Raw genomic sequence first — 18,312 nt, 5'->3', positions numbered from 1 at the left:
AGGCCTTGGCCCCTACAGCACGGACGACCAGGCACATTTTCGTCACCGGGGGCGTCGCCTCCTCGCTGGGTAAGGGCCTCACCGCCTCCAGCCTCGGCAGTCTGCTGACCGCGCGCGGACTGCGCGTGGTGATGCAGAAGCTCGACCCGTACCTGAACGTCGACCCCGGGACGATGAACCCGTTCCAGCACGGCGAGGTCTTCGTCACCGAGGACGGCGCCGAGACCGACCTCGACGTCGGGCACTACGAGCGGTTCCTCGACCGGGACCTCTCCGGCAAGGCGAACGTCACCACCGGCCAGATCTACTCGGCGGTGATCGCCAAGGAGCGGCGCGGGGAGTACCTCGGCGACACGGTGCAGGTCATCCCGCACATCACCAACGAGATCAAGGCCCGCATCCGCGGCATGGCCGACCCGGACGCCGACGGCCAGGTGCCCGACGTGGTGATCACCGAGGTCGGCGGCACGGTCGGCGACATCGAGTCGCTGCCGTTCCTGGAGTCGATCCGGCAGATCCGCCACGACCTGGGCCGGGACAACTGCTTCTACCTGCACGTGTCGCTGGTGCCGTACCTGGCGCCGTCGGGCGAGCTGAAGACCAAGCCGACCCAGCACTCGGTGGCGCAGCTGCGCAGCATCGGCATCCAGCCCGACGCGCTGGTGCTGCGCTGCGACCGGGAGATCCCGGACAAGGTCAAGGAGAAGCTGTCGCTGTACTGCGACGTCGACCGGGAGGCGGTCACCGCCGCCCCGGACGCGCCGAGCATCTACGACATCCCGAAGGTGCTGCACCGGGAGGGCCTCGACGCGTACGTGGTGCGCCGGCTCGGCCTGTCGTTCCGCGACGTCGACTGGACCCGCTGGGACGACCTGCTGGAGCGGGTGCACCAGCCGCGGCACACGATCACCGTCGCGCTCGTCGGCAAGTACGTCGACCTGCCCGACGCGTACCTGTCGGTGAGCGAGGCGATCCGGGCGGCCGGGTTCGGCCACCGCGCCCGGGTGAAGCTCAAGTGGGTGCCCAGCGACGACTGCGTGACGGCGGCCGGCGCGGCCGCCGCCCTGTCCGGCGTCGACGGCATCGTCATCCCCGGCGGCTTCGGCGTACGCGGCATCGAGGGCAAGGTCGGCACCGCCCGGTACGCGCGGGAGAACGGCATCCCCCTGCTCGGCCTCTGCCTCGGCCTGCAGTGCATGACCATCGAGGTGGCCCGCCACCTGGCCAACCTGGACGGGGCGAACTCCCTGGAGTTCGACGAGGAGGCCGTGCACCCGGTCATCGCCACCATGGCCGACCAGGAGGACATCGTGGCCGGCCGCGGCGACCTCGGCGGCACCATGCGGCTCGGGGCGTACCCGGCGAAGCTCGCCGAGGGGTCGATCGTCGCCGAGGCGTACGGCAGCACCGAGGTCAGTGAGCGGCACCGCCACCGGTACGAGGTGAACAACGCCTACCGGGACCAGCTCACCAAGGCGGGGCTGACGATCTCCGGCACCTCGCCGGACGGGCGGCTCGTGGAGTTCGTCGAGCTGGACCGCAACCTGCACCCGTTCTTCGTGGCCACCCAGGCGCACCCGGAGCTGAAGAGCCGCCCCACCCGCCCGCACCCGCTGTTCGCCGCGTTCGTCGGCGCCGCCGTGGCGTACTCGCAGGCCGACCAGCTGCCGGTGGACCTGGACGGCGCGGCGAAGAAGGCCGGCCGCGGCGGCGGCGCCAAGGCCCAGGCCAAGTGAGCGGCGTCGAGCACCGGTACGAGGTGACCGCGCGCCGCCAGATCTGGTCCGGCCGGATCTTCTCCGTGGTCAGCGACGACGTCACCATGCCCGGTGGCGGCGAGGCGACCCGGGACTACGTGCGGCACGTCGGCGCGGTCGCCGTGGTGGCGCTCGACGACGCCGGTCAGGTGGTGCTGATCCGCCAGTACCGGCACCCGGTCGGCCGGCACCTGTGGGAGCTGCCCGCCGGGCTGATGGACGTCGGCGGCGAGGACCTGGCCGCCGCGGCGCTGCGGGAGCTGGCCGAGGAGGCCGACCTGACCGCGGCGCGCGTGGACGTGCTCGTGGACCTGCACAGCTCGCCCGGCTTCTCCGACGAGGTGGTCCGGGTGTTCCTGGCCCGCGAGCTGGCCGAGGTGCCGGCGGAGCAGCGGCACGACCGGCACGACGAGGAGGCCGACCTCCAGGTGGTCCGCGTGGACCTGGACGAGGCGGTGCGGATGGTGCTGGCCGGTGAGATCACCAACGCGTCCTGCGTGGCCGGGCTGCTCGCCGCGGCCCGCGCCCGGGAAACCGGCTTCACCGAGCTGCGCCGGCCGGAGGCGCCGCTGCCGCGCTGATCGGGAACCGACGACGAAGGGGCCGCGCGGCGCTGTGCGCCGGGCGGCCCCTTTCCGTTGCGGTGGTCAGTCGCGCAGCGGGCGGCCCTGCCCGTCGACACCGCCGTTGACGAGGATCAGGATGCCGTCGACGAGGCCCCAGATCGCGCCGATGCCGCACGTCACGAGCGTGACGATGAGCTGGATGACACCGGTCTTGGTGTCGCCCATGTAGAACCGGCCGATGCCGAAGCCGCCGAGGAGGATCTGGAGCACACCCGCGACGACCTTGCTCTTGTCCGAGACGCCCTGCGGGTACTGCTGGTAAGGAGTGGTCATGAGCGGACACAATAGTGATCGACTCGCGTCCTGTCGGCCCCGGCACCCCGGTCGTGGAAGGATATTTACCGAACTCTGTCCTGTCGGCTGATGACGTCTCCACCGGCCAGCCTGGCCCATGCCTGACACACCGTCAGCACCAGCGGGCACCGGATGTCACAGTGTCGCCGTCCGTGGGCTTCCCACGGCTCTAGACTGCCGCCGGCGGGACCGGTGTACCGCGCCGGCAACGGAGCCGGCGCGGCGCCGCGCAGTCGGGGGTGAGCAGCCCCGGAGGAAGGTGTCTGCATCGTGAAGGTCGGAATCCCCCGCGAGGTCAAGAACCACGAGTACCGGGTGGCGATCACGCCCGCGGGCGTCAACGAGTTCACCCGCCACGGCCACGAGGTCTTCGTCGAGGCCGGCGCCGGCGTCGGCTCCAGCATCACCGACGACGAGTTCGCCGCCGCCGGCGCGAAGATCCTGGCCACCGCCGACGAGGTGTGGGACACCGCCGAGCTGGTCCTCAAGGTGAAGGAGCCGATCGCCGAGGAGTACCACCGGATGCGCGAGGGACAGGTGCTCTTCACGTACCTGCACCTGGCCGCCTCCCGCGAGTGCACCGACGCGCTGGTCGACCGCAAGGTCACCGGCATCGCGTACGAGACGGTCGAGCTGCCCGACCGGTCGCTGCCGCTGCTCGCCCCGATGTCCGAGGTGGCCGGCCGGCTCGCCCCCCAGGTGGGCGCCTTCTACATGATGCGCACCGGCGGCGGGCGGGGCGTGCTGCCCGGCGGCGTCTCCGGCGTGTACGCGGCAAAGACCGTGGTCATCGGCGCGGGCGTGTCCGGCCTCAACGCCGCCGCCATCGCGCTGGGCCTGCAGTCCGAGGTGCTGCTGCTGGACAAGAACGTGGCCCGGCTGCGCTCCGCCGACGCCATCTACCGGGGCCACCTGCAGACGGTCGCCTCAAACGCGTACGAGATCGAGCGGGCAGTGCTCGACGCGGACCTGGTCATCGGCGCGGTGCTGGTGCCCGGCGCGAAGGCCCCGAAGCTCATCTCCAACGAGCTGGTCTCCCGGATGAAGCCGGGCAGCGTGCTCGTCGACATCGCCATCGACCAGGGCGGCTGCTTCGAGGACTCGCGCCCGACCACGCACGCCGACCCGGTCTACAAGGTCCACGACTCGATCTTCTACTGCGTGGCGAACATGCCCGGCGCGGTGCCGAACACCAGCACCTACGCGCTGACCAACGTCACCCTGCCGTACGCCCTGGAACTGGCCAACCAGGGCTGGCAGGCGGCGCTGCGCAACGACCCGGCGCTGGCGCTGGGCCTGAACACCCACGCCGGCAAGGTCGTCTACGGCCCGGTCGCCGAGGCGCACGGCATGGACGTGCTGCCGCTGGACGAGGTGCTGAGCTGACCGACGCCGCCGTGCGCGCGGCCGGCGCGGAACCCGCGCCGGCCCTGCGCCGTGCGGTCCGGACGTACCTGGACCATCTCACCGTCGAGCGCGGGCTGTCCGCGAACACGCTCGCCTCGTACCGCCGGGACCTGGACCGCTACCTCGCCACCCTGGCCGCCGCGGGGGTGGACGACCTGGCAGCCGCCGGGCCCGCGCAGGTCGAGGCCCACCTGGCCCGGCTGCGCGCCGGCGACGACGACCACCCGCCGCTCGCCGTCTCCTCCGCCGCCCGCGCCGCCAGCGCGGTACGCGGCCTGCACCGCTTCGCGCTGCGCGAAGGGCTCACCGGCGCCGACCCCAGCCGCGACGTCCGCCCGCCCGCGCCGCCGCGCCGCCTGCCCCGGGCGCTGCCCGTCGACGCGGTCCTGCGGCTGCTGGAGGCCGCCGGCCCGGCCGACGGCACCGGCGACGCCGCCGCCCGCGCGCTGCGCGACCGGGCGCTGCTGGAATTCCTGTACGGCACCGGCGCGCGCATCTCCGAGGCGGTCGGCGCCGCCGTCGACGACCTCGACCTGGACGCCGGAACCGTGCTGCTGCGCGGCAAGGGCGGCCGGACCCGGCTGGTCCCGGTCGGCGGGTACGCGGCCGACGCGCTGCGCGCCTGGCTGGTCCGGGGCCGCCCGGCGCTGCTCGCGGCCGGACGCGGCACCCACGCGGTGTTCGTCAACGCCCGCGGCGGCCCGCTCACCCGGCAGGGCGCCTGGGCCGTGCTGCGCGCCGCCGCCGCCCGGGCCGGCCTGCCGGTCGACGGCCCCGACGCGGTCTCCCCGCACACGCTGCGCCACTCGTACGCCACGCACCTGCTCGACGGCGGCGCGGACGTGCGCGTGGTGCAGGAACTGCTCGGCCACGCGTCGGTGACCACCACCCAGGTCTACACACTGGTCACCGTGGAACGACTGCGCGAGGTGTACGCGACAGCGCATCCGCGCGCCCGCTGAGCGCCGACGTGGCCGGCCCTGGCCGACGGGCCGCCGACACGCCGACCCGCTACCGAACGCGCTGCTGGCCGGTGGCGTACAGTCGGCATCGGCGCGGGCCTCCAGGTGCGACGGACCGGGGGTGCGCAGCGGCGCCGCGAGGGACGTCGGACGGCTCCGACGCCGGGTGGTCGTCGGGAGGGGGCAACGAGGACATGGCAGGAAACGGTGACCGTGCCGAGACCTGGACGTCGGAGCTCCGTGAGCAGCAGGCGACGCTCGGCGCCGATCTCGGCCCCGCCGACCCGGCCGCGTACACCATGCGCAAGCCGATCCCCGAACCCATGCCGACCGACCGGCACGGTCCGGCGCGGATCATCGCGATGGCCAACCAGAAGGGCGGCGTCGGCAAGACCACGACGACCATCAACCTGGGCGCGGCCCTGGCCGAGTACGGCCGCAAGGTGCTGCTCGTCGACTTCGACCCGCAGGGCGCCCTCTCCGTCGGGCTGGGCGTCAACCCGCACAACCTGGACCTGTCGGTCTACAACCTGCTGATGCAGGACGACGTCACCGCCGAGGACGTCCTGATCAAGACCGACGTGGCCGGGCTGCACCTGCTGCCCGCCAACATCGACCTCTCCGCCGCCGAGATCCAGCTCGTCAACGAGGTCGCCCGGGAGATGGCCCTGGCGCGGGTGCTGCGCACCATCCGCAAGGAGTACGACTTCATCCTGATCGACTGCCAGCCCTCACTGGGCCTGCTGGCGATCAACGCGCTCACCGTCGCGCACGGCGTGCTCATCCCGCTGGAGTGCGAGTTCTTCAGCCTGCGCGGTGTCGCGCTGCTGCTGGACACCATCGACAAGGTACGCGAGCGGCTCAACTTCGACCTGGAGCTCGAAGGCATCCTCGCCACCATGTACGACAGCCGCACCACCCACTGCCGCCAGGTGCTGCAGCGGGTGGTCGAAGCGTTCGGCGACAAGGTCTACCAGACCGTCATCACCAAGACGGTGAAGTTCCCCGAGTCCACCGTGGCCGGCGCCCCGATCACCACCCTCGACCCGGCCTCCTCCGGCGCGCGCAACTACCGGCAGCTGGCCCGGGAGGTCATCGCCGCCCAGGCGGACCGGTAGGGCGCACGCCGGCCGCCCGCCGCGTCGTCTACGGTTTCCCGGTGACCGCACCGCCCCTCGACCCGCCACACGGCGCCGGCGACCCCGCCGTGGCCGCGGAGCTGGCCGCCGAGGTCGACGGTGTGGTGCCCGCCGACGCGGGCACCGGCGAGCAGACCAGTGGCTTCACCGTCCGGCTGGACAACTTCACCGGCCCGTTCGACCTGCTGCTCCAGCTGATCAGCAAGCACAAGCTGGACGTCACCGAGGTCGCGCTGCACAAGGTCACCGACGAGTTCATCGCGTACCTGCGGGCGATGGGCGACCAGTGGGACCTGGACGAGACCAGCGAGTTCCTGCTCGTCGCCGCCACCCTGCTCGACCTGAAGGCGGCCCGGCTGCTGCCCTCCGCCGAGGTGGAGGACGAGGAGGACCTGGCGCTGCTGGAGGCGCGGGACCTGCTGTTCGCGCGGCTGCTGCAGTACAAGGCGTACAAGGAGGCCGCCGCGCACATCGCCGAGCTGGAGGCGGTCGGCGGTCGGCGCTACCCGAGGGCGGTCACGCTCGAACCCCGGTACGCCGAGGCGCTGCCCGACCTGGTGCTCGGCATCGGTCCCGAGCGGCTGCGCAAGCTCGCGGTCAAGGCGATGAGCCCGAAACCGGTGCCCGAGGTGTCCATCGCGCACGTGCACATGGTCCGGGTCAGCGTCCGCGAACACGCCGGCATCATCGCCGACCGGCTGCGCCGCGCCGGGATCGCCACGTTCTCGCTGCTCTGCGCCGACTGTGAGATGACGCTCGAGGTGGTGGCCCGGTTCCTGGCGCTGCTGGAGCTGTACCGGCAGGGTCTCGTGGCGTTCGTGCAGGAGCAGGCGCTGGAGGAGTTGACCGTCCGCTGGACCGGCCCGGTCGACGGCGAGGCCGAGCTGACAGTCGACGAGTACGCCGGCAGCCCCGAACCCACGACCACGTCCGTCCCCGCCGCACCGGCCGACGCCGCGGCTGCTCCGGCCGACGTCGGCGCCGGGGTGAGCGACGCCGCCGTGCCGGGCGACGTCGCCGCAGATGCCGCATCCGACGCCGCAGTGCCCAGCGAGACGGCGGACGAACACGCACCGACGCAGGAGTGAACGGATGAGCGACCAGGAACGCCGCGACTCCCTGGCCGACCAGGCCGCCGCATGGGTGCCCCCGTGGGAGCGTCCCGCCCCGCCCCGGCCAGCCCCGGACGATTCCGACGCACCGGCCGAGCACCCGGACCCCGACATCCCGGACACCACCGATTCCCGGGAAGCAGATCTCGACGCGACACCGGATTCCTCGGCGGATCTTGGAAGCGAAGGGCCCTCAGAGGGGCCCATTCCTTCCAAGATCGCCACGGTTCAGGGGGATCTTGGTACGGGGAGGCCCCTCGGAGGGCGGGACCGTACCAAGATCTCGGGAGAGGCCGGGACGGACGACGCCGGGGGAGACGTCGGCCTGCCCGCGCGGGACGCGGCGCCGGGGGCGGGTGGGGGAGCGGGTGCTGAGGGCGTACCCGCTAAGCGGGGACGGCGGCGGGCCGCGCCGGAACCGGTGCCCGCGCCGGTCCTGGACGACGCGGAGCTGCGCGGCGCCCTGGAGGCGATCCTGCTCGTGGTGGACCAGCCGGTCAGCGAGCTGGTCCTGGCCGAGGTCCTGGAGCAGTCCCCGGAACGGGTCGGCGCGATGCTCGACGAGATCGCCGCCGGGTACACCGCCGCCGGGCACGGGTTCGACCTGCGCCGGGCGGCGGGTGGCTGGCGTCTCTACACCCGGCCGGAATACGCCACCTACGTCGAGCGGTTCGTACTGGACGGGCAGTCCGTGCGGCTGACCCAGGCCGCGCTGGAGACCCTCGCCGTGGTCGCCTACCGGCAGCCGGTGACCCGTTCGCGCATCTCGGCCATCCGGGGTGTCAACTGCGACGGGGTGCTCCGTACCCTGGTGGGTCGTGGCCTGGTCGAGGAGTGCGGCACCGAAGCGGACAGCGGCGCCTACCTCTACCGGACCACCACCATGTTCCTGGAGAAGCTGGGGCTGAACTCGGTGGACGACCTGCCGCCCCTGGCCCCGTTCCTTCCCGACGACGTAGAAGAGCTTGCCGATGCGACGCGATGACCGTGCCCCGAAGCCCGACGCCCCCGTGTACGAGGGCGCCGAGCGCCTGCAGAAGGTGCTCGCCGCCGCGGGGGTGGGTTCCCGGCGCGCCTGTGAAGACCTGATCTTCCGGCGCCGGGTCACCGTGAACGGGCGGGTGGCGCAGCTCGGCGACAAGGCCGACCCGGCCCGCGACGTGATCGTCGTCGACGGGGAGCGGCTCCAGGCCGACGTCCGCCTGGTCTACGTGGCGATGAACAAGCCGCGCGGCGTGGTCACCACCATGGCTGACGAGAAGGGCCGCACCGAGCTCGCCGACTTCATCGGCGCGCGGCTGGAGCAGCGGGTCTACCACGTCGGGCGACTGGACGCCGACAGCGAGGGCCTGCTCCTGCTCACCAACGACGGCACCCTCGCGCACAAGCTCATGCACCCGTCGTACGAGGTGCTCAAGACCTACCTCGCCGAGGTGGCCGGGCCGATCCCGCGCAACCTGGGCAAGCGCCTCGCCGCCGGCGTCGAGCTGGAGGACGGGCCGGTGAAGGTCGACGGGTTCAAGCTGGTCGACACGCTCGGCAAAACCGCCCAGGTGGAGCTGACCCTGCACGAGGGGCGCAAACACATCGTCCGGCGCCTGATGGCCGAGGTGGGACACCCGGTGTCCCGCCTGATCCGTACCTCGATCGGTCCGATCAAGCTCGGCGACCTGCGCACCGGGCGGCTGCGGCGGCTGACGAACGCGGAGGTCGCCGCCCTGTTCAAGGCCGTGGGTGACTGACCCGCCGATCGGGGTACGGCTGCCGGTAGGCTTCGACGCGGTCCGCGGGCCGGCGCGTGCCGCCCGGCGGGACGCCCGCGCGGCGCGGGCATGATTGACGACAGAACCATCCGCTCAACGGCGCCCGGGAATCCGGGCGACCCGCGAGGTACGGGCTGAGGAGGACAACGGTGGAGGAGAACGTACCGGCCGGGCGATGTGTGGTCGCTGTGGACGGGCCGTCCGGTTCGGGGAAGTCCACCGTGTCGCGGCGGCTGGCCGCGGGCCTCGGCGCCCGCTACCTCGACACCGGCGCCATGTACCGGGCGCTGACCTGGGCGGTCCTGCGCTCCGGCGTGGAACTCACCGACGCCGAGTCGGTGGCAAAGGTCGCCGCCGAGGCCGACCTGCGCATCGGCACCGACCCCCAGGGGTACGCCGTGACGGTCGACGGCACCGACGTGTCCACCGCCATCCGCGGCGCCGAGGTGACCGCCGCCGTGTCAGCGGTGGCCGCCGTCGCCGCCGTACGCGAGCTGCTGGTGGACCGGCAGCGGCGGGTGATCGCCGACGCGGGCCGGATCGTGGTCGAAGGCCGGGACATCGGCTCGGTGGTCGCACCGGACGCGGAGCTGAAGGTGTACCTGACCGCCTCCGAGGCGGCGCGCGCGAAGCGGCGCAGCGCCGAGGACGCCGCCGACGTCGCGGCGACCGCCGCGGACCTGGCCCGCCGGGACCGCCTCGACTCGACCCGCAAGGTCAACCCGCTGCAGCAGGCCCCCGACGCGGTGGTGCTGGACACCACCGAGCTGGGCATCGACGAGGTAGTGGCCCGCCTGCGCGAGATGCTCACGGAGCGGGGTGCCGCATGAGCGACGATTTCGGCGGCTGGGTGGAGCTGCGCGAGCCGGAGGTCGACTCCGGTGAGCCGGCCGGCCCGCAGCCCGTGGTGGCCGTGGTAGGCCGCCCCAACGTGGGCAAGTCCACGCTCGTCAACCGCATCATCGGCCGCCGGCAGGCGGTCGTGGAGGACATTCCCGGCGTGACCCGGGACCGCGTGCCCTACGACGCGCAGTGGAACGGCCGGGCGTTCACGGTGGTGGACACCGGCGGCTGGGAGCCCGACGCCAAGGACCGGGCCGCGGCCATCGCCGCCCAGGCCGAGACCGCGGTGGCGACCGCCGACGTGGTGCTGTTCGTGGTGGACGCCATGGTCGGCGCCACCGACGTGGACGAGGCCGCGGTGAAGATGCTGCGCCGCAGCGCCAAGCCGGTGATCCTCATCGCCAACAAGGCCGACAACACCACCATCGAGATGGAGGCGACCTCGCTGTGGTCGCTCGGCCTCGGTGAGCCGTTCCCGATCTCGGCGCTGCACGGCCGCGGTTCCGGCGACCTGCTCGACGCCATCCTCGACGCGCTGCCCGAGGCGCCCGCGATCGTGGAGAACCGGCCGCGCGGCCCGCGCCGGGTGGCGCTGGTGGGCCGCCCCAACGTCGGCAAGTCCAGCCTGCTCAACCGCTTCTCCGGCGAGGAGCGGGCGGTGGTCGACTCGGTCGCCGGCACCACAGTGGACCCGGTCGACAGCCTGGTCGAGATCGGCGGCGAGACCTGGCAGCTGGTCGACACCGCCGGTCTGCGCAAGCGCGTCGGCAAGGCCAGCGGCACCGAGTACTACGCCAGCCTGCGTACCGCCTCGGCGATCGAGGCGGCCGAGGTCGCCGTGGTGCTGATCGACTCCAGCGAGGTGATCAGCGAGCAGGACCAGCGGATCCTCACCATGGTGGTCGAGTCCGGCCGGGCGCTGGTCATCGCGTTCAACAAGTGGGACCTGGTCGACGGCGACCGCCGCTACTACCTGGACAAGGAGATCGACCGCGAGCTGCGGCGCATCCCCTGGGCGATCCGGCTGAACCTGTCCGCCAAGACCGGCCGCGCCGTCGACAAGCTCGCGCCCGCGCTGCGCAAGGCCCTCGCGAGCTGGGAGACGCGCATCCCGACCGCGCAGCTCAACCAGTGGCTCACCGCGCTGGTCCAGGCCACCCCGCACCCGGTACGCGGCGGACGCGCCCCGCGCATCCTGTTCGCCACCCAGGCCGGGGCGGCGCCGCCGCGCTTCGTGCTGTTCACCACCGGCCCGCTGGACGCTGGCTACCAGCGCTTCGTCGAGCGCAAGCTCCGCGAGGAGTTCGGCTTCGAGGGCAGCCCGATCGAGATCTCGGTACGCCCGCGCAAGAAGCTCGGCCCCGGCGGCCGGGGCAAGGCCCACGGCTGACGCTCTACTTGCCGCTCTTGGTGTTGTCGCGCCACACCCTCCTAGGATGCTCTAGGGGGTGTGGCGCGCGGCGCGGGAGGGGCCTCTGCGCACGGTGCGAAGATCCTGCGCTAAGCTGTACCGGCTGCCGCAGGGGAGACCCGGCGGGTGCATCGGGACGTGGCGCAGCTTGGTAGCGCACTTGACTGGGGGTCAAGGGGTCGTCGGTTCGAATCCGGCCGTCCCGACAGCACGAAAAGAGGCCGTCGACCGGGATATTCTCCCTGGTCAACGGCCTCTAATTCGTACTGGGGCGGTAGAGATTTCCTGATCTAGACGGCGCGTAGCTGGGGACCAGTTGGGGACCGGCGGGCCTTCAAGTGGGCGCTGAGGGCCGTTCCCGCGTCGGTGATCGATTGCCGGTCGGGGTGTAGGTACCGCTGGGTGGTGGTCAGCGACCCGTGTCCCGCGATTTTCCGTAGGACGTGCACCGGTACGCCAGCGTCGGCCATCCAGGTAAGGCCGGTGTGCCGCAGGTCGTGTCGGCGTAGGTGTTCGTATCCGAGCTTGGTGACCACCTCATCCCAATGCGTGGCGTCGCGGAGCACGGCGGTGCTGATTCGGCCACCGCGTGGCCCGGTGAACAGTCGGGAATCTGGCTTGCTTGCGGCGTCCAGGCGGTGAGCGACTATCGGCCGTACCTCTTCGATCAGCGGCACGGTGCGGGCGCGTTTTCCCTTGGTTCCCTTGTCGATGAGGCCACCGGGGCCGGGCGTGGTTTGACGGCGTACCGTCCACATCCACGTTTCGCGGTCGATGTCCTCGGCGCGGACGCCGGATACCTCACCGATTCGGGCGGCGGTACAGGCGGCGAATATCACCACGTCGGCCCACCCGGTGAAGTGGTTCGCGGACCGGTTGACCAGCGCATCGGCGAGAGCGGTAAGCGTTTCCCAATCGGGTAGTGCGAGCGAGCGAGGGTCGTCCAACTCGTCTTCGGCCCGCTGGTATTCGCGCTGCCACCCGGTGACCTGGGCGGGATTGCGTTGGATGATGCCGTCACGTACGGCCTGTTCCATCACCCGGACCAGCACGGCGAGGCTGTTCTTCACCGTGGATCGGCTGTATTCGTCGGCGATCCAGGAATGCACCGCCCGGTCTACCGCGCCGTTGGTGATCATCCGAACGGGAATGTGACCGAGCGTCGGCACTACCCGCTTGCGCCACCCGGCCAGGTACGGATCAAGCGTCTTGCGTTCCAAGCCGCGTAGGGCCAGCGTCATCACGCTCTCGCCGTACTCGGCGAGGCGCTTGGTAGCGGCGAGCGGGTCGACGCCACCCTGTGCGGCGCTGACCATGCCGTCTAGCCAGGCTTGCGCCTCTTCGAGCGTGGCGACCGTCGTTGACTTGGACAGCCGGCGCTTGCTGGTCGGGTCGGTCCACCGCACGCGCGCCCGGTAGGGCCGGTCACGGCCGGGCCGGTGCTCAACATCGGTGGCGAGGCGTACGCCGATCGGTGGTTGCTGCGGCGTGGCCATCAGGCCGCCTGCGGGTAGACGCGACGGGCCGACAGCCACCGCTCTACGTCGGAGGTCGCGTACTTCACCACCCGGTCGGAGATCTGGATGAACGGCGGACCCTGCAACGGGTGGAGAGTGCGCCACCGCCGAATGGTCGACGGATCGACGTCGAGCAGCTCGGCAAGTTCCTCGGTGGACATGAACACCTTCGGCGAGAGGCGGATGACGTTGTCTCCTTCCTGGCGGTCGATCGCGTCTGCGGGCTGATTCTGCGGCACGAGTCGCACGGTGAGCGCCTTTCCGGGGTGATTGGACTCTGTTGTATAGACAGGGAGTTATCGGCTCAGAAGGGCGCAGAACGGCCCGCTGAGAGCGCCGTAGACGCAAGATTTCGGGTGCCCCGGTGTAGGGCGTTGGGCGGTTGCGTCTGTGTGGCTCTCGGCGGGCCGTTTCCGTGAGCCGGGACCGGTGTCCCGGTCGAGAGAGATGCGTCAGGGTCGGCGGTGGGTGACGTGTCGCCGGGGGGTATCCGTCCCATCCGTACCAAGCTCGTTTTGCCTGCTCAGGCGCGGTACGGATTGGGGTGCTGGTACGGATCGATCCGTACCAGTGAGGGAATCCGTCCCGGGGATGACCTGCGGAAACGAGGTTGGGACGCTTGGTACGGATGGTCCGGCGGTGGGTGCTGAGCAGTAGCGGTTCCATGCGTCGGTGAAGGCGTCTCGGGTGTAGCCCTTGGCCTGTCCGACGGGGAATCGGATGGTGGTCGAGGTGATTCCGAACTCGCGGAGCAGGTCGCCGAGGCGCTTGCCGGTCAGGCCGGTCGGCCCGAATCCTGCCCACGGGGCTTCTTCGTCGCCGTTGAGCGCGGTGAGCAGGTCGTGGGTGGAAGCCGCGGGCGGGTCGCCGAGCACGGTGAAGGCGGTGCGCACGTCGGCGAGCAGCCGCACGCGGGTGGAGACGTTGCCGGACTCGTCGGCTTCGGTGGTCAGGACGGTGACGGCCTGGCGGGCGCGCTGCGGCCAGGTGCTACCGGCCAGGTCGGCGACAGCGACGAGGGGTTCCCAGGTGTCGGCGGCGCGGTCTTCGACCGGCATCGGCGGTTCGGCGGCTTCGAGTGCCGAGAGGTGCGCGCCGAGCCACTGTCCGAGGCGTTGCGCGATCGCTTTCAGCGCCGGGCCGTCGCGGCGGTGCCGGTAGGGGGCGACCGTCTCGCCGGGGGCGCGGCGGCGCATCCGCACGACAACGGCGCGGTCTTCGATGGTGTCGGGCATCGCGCCGATGCCAGCGAGAGCGGCCATGGCGAAGGTGGGGATCTTTTCCAGCCGCTGGGTGCCGGCGTCCCACCGGATTGCGGGTCGGTTGCGTTGGTGGCCGGCGTTGAGTAGCCCGCGTAGGTCTTCGTTGGCGTCGGCGTTCTTGCCGCCGAAGATGGTGTCGGCTTCATCCACGAGCAGGGTTGGCGGGTTGTCGCTGCCGATGGCGCGGTAGACGGCGGCGGGTGAGGCGTTGACGGTGATGAGCGGGTTGTGGCAGCAGCCCTCCACCACGTCGAGCAACCGGCTCTTGCCGCACCGCTTCTCGGGCGCCCGGATCACGAGGCGGGGTGCGTGCGCCCACGCGGGTTGGGCGTGGGTGGCGGCGATCCACAGCGCCACCGCGTCGATGGCCTCGGCGCTGGGCAGGATGACGTAGCGGGTCAGGCAGGCGTGCAGGGCGTCGAGGATGGCTGCCCCGTCGTCAGGTTCGGTGGTCATGCGGCGACTCCTTCGTCTCGGAAGCCGCCACGGATGGCGGCGCGGATATCCCGGTCGGTCTGCTCGGCGCGGCGTCCGGCGTCGGTGAGCGCGGTGATGGCGTCGGCCGGGTCGATGGCTCCGGCGGCGACCATGCGGGCCACGCCCCGCGCTGCCCCGTAGAGGGTGGTGCGGCGGGTGCCCTCAGCAGCCGAGGTCACCCGGTCGAGCAGGGCGGCTAGGAGCCGATCGGGGTGGGAGATGCCCCCCGCCTCACGCACGCGCGCCGGTCCGGTCACCGCCATCGACGGCGGTGCTGGCGGCCGGGTGCAGGCCGTGAGCAGGGCGGGGGGCATCTCCCTCACGGCCTCGCCGGGCACCCATCGGTACGGGCGACCGGTACGCGGATGTACAGACGGCGGCAGCACCACGTAGCCGCCATCGGCCTTCACATCGATCCCCGGGCCGAGCCCTTGACCGGCCTTGCCCTGGCTACACGGCACCCGTCCGCCGGGGTGGCGGTAGTACAGGTGCAGCCCGCCAGAGCCGGTGAGCACCCGCACGGTGGGCGGGGTGAGACCGGTGGCGATCAGCCGGGCGAGGGTGTCTGTCCCGCCGTGGGCGGGGTCGACGTCGACCACGACCACGGCGGCGGCGGTGCCGGTGCGCAGGGCGAGTTGCCCGCGCGGGACGGCGGCGACGATCGCGGCGACCCGAGCGGGGTCGGTGGTGGCGGCGTAGAAGCCGTGGCAGGTCAGGCAGTCGCAGGTTTCCTGATCGTGGCCGGGGTCTTGGTCTGCCTTGGGGCAGGCGGGACAGTTGGCGACCGGCCGTTTTGAGCGACCGAGCATGAACACGGGCCACCCGTGGGCGGCGTAGCGCAGGGCGGCGGTGAGCAGGTCAGGCAACGGGCCTCTCCCTTCGGGTGGTGCGGCGGGCACGGGCGGCGGCCAGGTCGACCAACGCCCCGCCCGTCGGATCGGGTTGGCGGTGGGTGCGTTCGTGGGCGCAGGCGGCGCAGTCACGTCGCAGGAGGTAGACCGGCCGACCGCTTAGGGCACCAGCGGCGGCCAGCGTTCGGCGGCAGATGTGCGGGTAGGGCTCGTCGTCGGTGACCGGTCGGCCGAGGATCGTGGACGCGGCGAGCCACCGCCTGCCGGTCACCGCTCGGCCCGCCTCGGCCGGGGCCGCGCGGTGAGCGCGGCGCGGGTGACGGCCTGGCGCAGGTCGCCGAGCAGCCCCACCAACTGGCGGCGGGCGGCCAGCTCGCCCGGGGCGAGCGCCACGCGGACGCGCACCTCGGCGTGCTCCCGCCCGGCAGCGGTGCGGACGCGCACGAGGACGGCGCGGGCGTGGCCGGGGATGTCGACCACGATTTCTGGTGAGCGGTGTTCGCCGAGGCCGCATCGGTGGTCCCGCCCGCACCAGTCGGTGTGAGCGTTGCGGCGGTTCATCGGTGCGCCTCGGCGCGCAGCCGGTGGAGGACGTTGTAGATGCGCCGTCCGAGGCGTAGCCGCATGCCTCGGTCGCAGCGTCGGCAGGCACGGGGCCGGTGCAGGATGCGGGTGGTGGTGTGGCCGGTGCCGGCGCACCGCCGGCAGGTTTTGAAGGGGATGACCCAGCACAGCCCGCCGTAACCGAGCGTGATCAGGGCGAGGATGGCGGCGGTGACGCTAGCGAGGGTGAGCAGGGGCTCCATGACAGCCTCCGGGGCCGGTTTTCGGGTGTGAGCGGCCGTGAGCTGCTATCTGCTAGACGGCAGCTCATGATTCGGATTAGGTGCTAGCGGGGGTGCTAGCGCTAGCAGCACGGGCCGCTAGCGCTAGCACCCTCAGAGGCGGTTAGCCGGCGGACCGCTTGCGGTCACGCTCCGCAATCGCGGTCAGGAGGTCGGCGTGCTTGATGCCGCGCCGGGTGACCGGCTTGCCGTCGATGCGGCGGCCGACGTCGGCGACCTTCACGGCCGGGTGGGGCTTGAGCGCGGTGGTGAGCTGCGCCGCCTCCCAACCCCCGTAGACGTCGGGCCGCAGCTCGGCCAGCAGGCCGCACAGCGTCTCGTTCCAGGCGGCCTTGTCGTCGCCCGGCCACACGCGGGCCAGGTCGCCGAGTACGTCCGCCACGGGTGCGATGTCGCGGGTCTGCTCGTCCGGCTTGGGCAGCGTCCCGGCGGTCTGTCGCAGGGCGACGGCGCGGGCGACGATGCGGGCGGCGGCGGTGGTGTCGACGTAGAACGACCGCACCGCCGACGCCTTCGGCCCGAACCCCCGCAGGATGCCCCACCCCGCCTCAATCACCGGCTGGAACACCGTGGCGCGGTAGCCGTTCTTGTACGCCGAGGTGCCAAGGATCATGTCGTTCGCGGTCTGGTCAGCGACGGACAGGCAGAAGCGGGAGTTGACGTTGCGGGTGATGCCGGTGGGCAGGCTGTCCTTGTCGGGGATCTGCGTGCCGATCATGATGATCACGCCGAGCGCGCGGCCCAGCTTGATGACCTTCTCCAGGAGTTCCCCGGCGTCTTTGCCGTACTTGCTGGTCATCAGCTCTTGCAGCTCATCGAACCACGCCACCAGCGGATGCAGACCGGACCCCTTGAGGCTGGCCAGCTCGGGCGTGACCTTGTTCTCCGGGGCCTTGCCCAACCTTGCGTAGTGCTCGATGCGCTTGGAGCGGCGGCGGCACTCCTCGTACAGCCACTCGATGAAGCCGAAGCAGCGGGCGAGGGTCTCGTCGTCGAAGCCGTTGCCGTACTCGGCCATCACCGGCTCCAGCACGGCGAAGTCCCCGACCCCCTTGAGTTCGTAGCCTCGGATCTCGGCGCGCGGGTCGAGAGCTGCGGCGAGGATCAGATCCCGCAACGCGAACGTCTTCCCGCTACCGGGCTGACCACCGAACAGGAAGTTCCGGAACATCAGATCCACCGCCACGCTGTCCAGGCGCGGGGTGGTGGCGAACGGAAACGCCTTGAACACATCCACCTTCGCCGAGGCCGAGAGCAGCGGCCACGGGGGCTGCTTCATCTGCGACGCGGGCTCATAGCCGACCCACAGGGCGAGGCGGCCGGTGTGCCCCGGTGCGGGCTCGGGCCACACCTGGTCGAGGGGCAGTCGCATCGCCGAGGCGAGCTTGCCCCGGCGGGCGACCACCTCGGCTGCTTCCACCCCGTAGGGGAGGTCGACCACGGCGAGGTGGCCGGGGCCGTCGCGGTGAATGTCGACCGGGAACGAGATGGCCTTGGGGTCTTTGGCGACCGCTGAGTTGATGCCGCTCATTTGCAGCGACGTGAGGGCGCGGCGGACGAGGTCGGCGGTGAGCTTGCGGTAGCGGGTGCTCTCGGTCACCCGGTCCGTGAGCGGCTTGTCCGCCGGACGGCCGAGCGTGGCCAGCAACGGCACCACCACCAGCAGCGCGGCGTAACGCCACCACGCCGGGCCAAGCGCCAGCACCACCGCACCGGCCACAGTGGCACCTGCACCAGCGGCGAGTACCCACCACCGCCACACGGTCTGTCGTTGGCGGCGGGCGTCGAGCTTCATCCACGTGTCCGCGTCCCCTCGGGACGCGGCGGCCTGCCGTAGGTGCCAGTTGCCTTCCTCGGCGCTGGCCCAGTGCAGCGCCCGCCCGAAGCCGCGGAACAGGCCCAGCGGCGCGTACACGGCCGTCTTCGCCGCGTACTTCGGCAGCCGCACGCCGTGGTAGGCGGTGACGTATCCGGCGTCCTTGACCTGATGCCGGGCAGCGGCGCGGAAGGCGCGCCAGGAACGCGCCCAGTCGGCCAGGATCGGCC

The 18,312-nt window shown here is 71.8% G+C and carries 18 protein-coding genes and 1 tRNA gene; 11 read left to right on the top strand and 8 right to left on the bottom strand.

Annotation, left to right across the window (positions count from 1 at the left end; all coding sequences use genetic code 11):
• Nucleotides 1-5 precede the first annotated feature (5 nt).
• Together DQE82_RS30285 and DQE82_RS30280 are read left to right on the top strand one after the other, a co-directional pair.
• On the top strand, nt 6-1,736 hold the full coding sequence (locus tag DQE82_RS30285; RefSeq protein WP_043324896.1) for a CTP synthase: 1,731 nt from the start codon (nt 6-8) through the stop codon (nt 1,734-1,736).
• The gene (locus DQE82_RS30280; protein WP_043324895.1) at nt 1,733-2,338 is read left to right on the top strand and encodes an NUDIX hydrolase; all 606 of its coding nucleotides are present in this window, start codon (nt 1,733-1,735) and stop codon (nt 2,336-2,338) included. Before DQE82_RS30285 ends, DQE82_RS30280 begins: the two co-directional genes overlap by 4 nt.
• Before the next feature lie 66 nt (nt 2,339-2,404).
• Here DQE82_RS30280 and DQE82_RS30275 read toward each other — a convergent pair whose 3' ends face one another.
• Entirely contained in the window at nt 2,405-2,776 is a 372-nt protein-coding gene (locus tag DQE82_RS30275) for a TM2 domain-containing protein (protein WP_082930962.1), read from the bottom strand.
• A 171-nt stretch (nt 2,777-2,947) separates the two neighbouring features.
• Here DQE82_RS30275 and ald point away from each other — a divergent pair, with 171 nt between their 5' ends.
• From ald to DQE82_RS30230, 9 genes are all read left to right on the top strand, one after another.
• The gene (gene ald / locus DQE82_RS30270; RefSeq protein WP_064446395.1) at nt 2,948-4,063 is read left to right on the top strand and encodes an alanine dehydrogenase; all 1,116 of its coding nucleotides are present in this window, start codon (nt 2,948-2,950) and stop codon (nt 4,061-4,063) included.
• Between the two features lie 11 nt (nt 4,064-4,074).
• Nucleotides 4,075-5,046, top strand: a complete 972-nt coding sequence (locus tag DQE82_RS30265) for a tyrosine recombinase (RefSeq protein WP_064446394.1) — start codon at nt 4,075-4,077, stop codon at nt 5,044-5,046.
• A 194-nt stretch (nt 5,047-5,240) separates the two neighbouring features.
• Nucleotides 5,241-6,164 (top strand): ParA family protein, encoded by a 924-nt coding sequence (locus DQE82_RS30260; protein WP_013285595.1) that lies wholly within the window; start codon nt 5,241-5,243, stop codon nt 6,162-6,164.
• Between the two features lie 41 nt (nt 6,165-6,205).
• The gene (locus DQE82_RS30255) at nt 6,206-7,273 is read left to right on the top strand and encodes a ScpA family protein (RefSeq protein ID WP_069089181.1); all 1,068 of its coding nucleotides are present in this window, start codon (nt 6,206-6,208) and stop codon (nt 7,271-7,273) included.
• 4 nt (nt 7,274-7,277) lie between these two features.
• On the top strand, nt 7,278-8,282 hold the full coding sequence (gene scpB, locus DQE82_RS30250) for an SMC-Scp complex subunit ScpB (RefSeq protein ID WP_113974873.1): 1,005 nt from the start codon (nt 7,278-7,280) through the stop codon (nt 8,280-8,282).
• Nucleotides 8,269-9,039: a pseudouridine synthase gene (locus DQE82_RS30245; protein WP_043324891.1), complete on the top strand. Its 771-nt coding sequence runs from the start codon at nt 8,269-8,271 to the stop codon at nt 9,037-9,039. Before scpB ends, DQE82_RS30245 begins: the two co-directional genes overlap by 14 nt.
• 170 nt (nt 9,040-9,209) lie before the next feature.
• Nucleotides 9,210-9,890: a (d)CMP kinase gene (cmk, locus tag DQE82_RS30240; protein ID WP_073831621.1), complete on the top strand. Its 681-nt coding sequence runs from the start codon at nt 9,210-9,212 to the stop codon at nt 9,888-9,890.
• Entirely contained in the window at nt 9,887-11,293 is a 1,407-nt protein-coding gene (der, locus tag DQE82_RS30235; protein WP_043324888.1) for a ribosome biogenesis GTPase Der, read from the top strand. Before cmk ends, der begins: the two co-directional genes overlap by 4 nt.
• Nucleotides 11,294-11,446: 153 nt before the next feature.
• A tRNA-Pro gene (locus DQE82_RS30230) sits at nt 11,447-11,520 on the top strand.
• 84 nt (nt 11,521-11,604) lie between these two features.
• Here DQE82_RS30230 and DQE82_RS30225 read toward each other — a convergent pair.
• The 7 genes from DQE82_RS30225 to DQE82_RS30195 form a co-directional block, all read right to left on the bottom strand.
• On the bottom strand, nt 11,605-12,810 hold the full coding sequence (locus DQE82_RS30225) for a site-specific integrase (RefSeq protein ID WP_113974872.1): 1,206 nt from the start codon (nt 12,808-12,810) through the stop codon (nt 11,605-11,607).
• A complete protein-coding gene (locus tag DQE82_RS30220; protein ID WP_113974883.1) occupies nt 12,810-12,992 on the bottom strand; it encodes an AlpA family transcriptional regulator in 183 nt (60 codons plus the stop codon). The genes DQE82_RS30225 and DQE82_RS30220 overlap by 1 nt, the downstream gene beginning before the upstream one ends.
• A 291-nt stretch (nt 12,993-13,283) precedes the next feature.
• The gene (locus DQE82_RS30215; RefSeq protein WP_113974871.1) at nt 13,284-14,549 is read right to left on the bottom strand and encodes a DUF3631 domain-containing protein; all 1,266 of its coding nucleotides are present in this window, start codon (nt 14,547-14,549) and stop codon (nt 13,284-13,286) included.
• Nucleotides 14,546-15,436, bottom strand: coding sequence for a bifunctional DNA primase/polymerase (locus DQE82_RS30210; protein ID WP_113974870.1), 891 nt, complete (start codon nt 15,434-15,436; stop codon nt 14,546-14,548). Before DQE82_RS30210 ends, DQE82_RS30215 begins: the two co-directional genes overlap by 4 nt.
• Before the next feature lie 252 nt (nt 15,437-15,688).
• Nucleotides 15,689-15,982, bottom strand: coding sequence for a hypothetical protein (locus DQE82_RS30205; protein WP_113974869.1), 294 nt, complete (start codon nt 15,980-15,982; stop codon nt 15,689-15,691).
• A complete protein-coding gene (locus tag DQE82_RS30200; protein ID WP_113974868.1) occupies nt 15,979-16,227 on the bottom strand; it encodes a hypothetical protein in 249 nt (82 codons plus the stop codon). The genes DQE82_RS30205 and DQE82_RS30200 overlap by 4 nt, the downstream gene beginning before the upstream one ends.
• A 142-nt stretch (nt 16,228-16,369) precedes the next feature.
• Nucleotides 16,370-18,312, bottom strand: a 1,943-nt coding sequence (locus tag DQE82_RS30195; RefSeq protein ID WP_199496168.1) for a cell division protein FtsK, incomplete at its 5' end; no start/stop codon positions are given.

This window comes from Micromonospora sp. LHW51205, assembly GCF_003315815.1.
Lineage (GTDB): Bacteria > Actinomycetota > Actinomycetes > Mycobacteriales > Micromonosporaceae > Micromonospora > Micromonospora chalcea.
The sequence above is the reverse complement of the archived record's forward strand: the minus strand, read 5'-3'. Positions and strand labels throughout refer to the sequence as shown.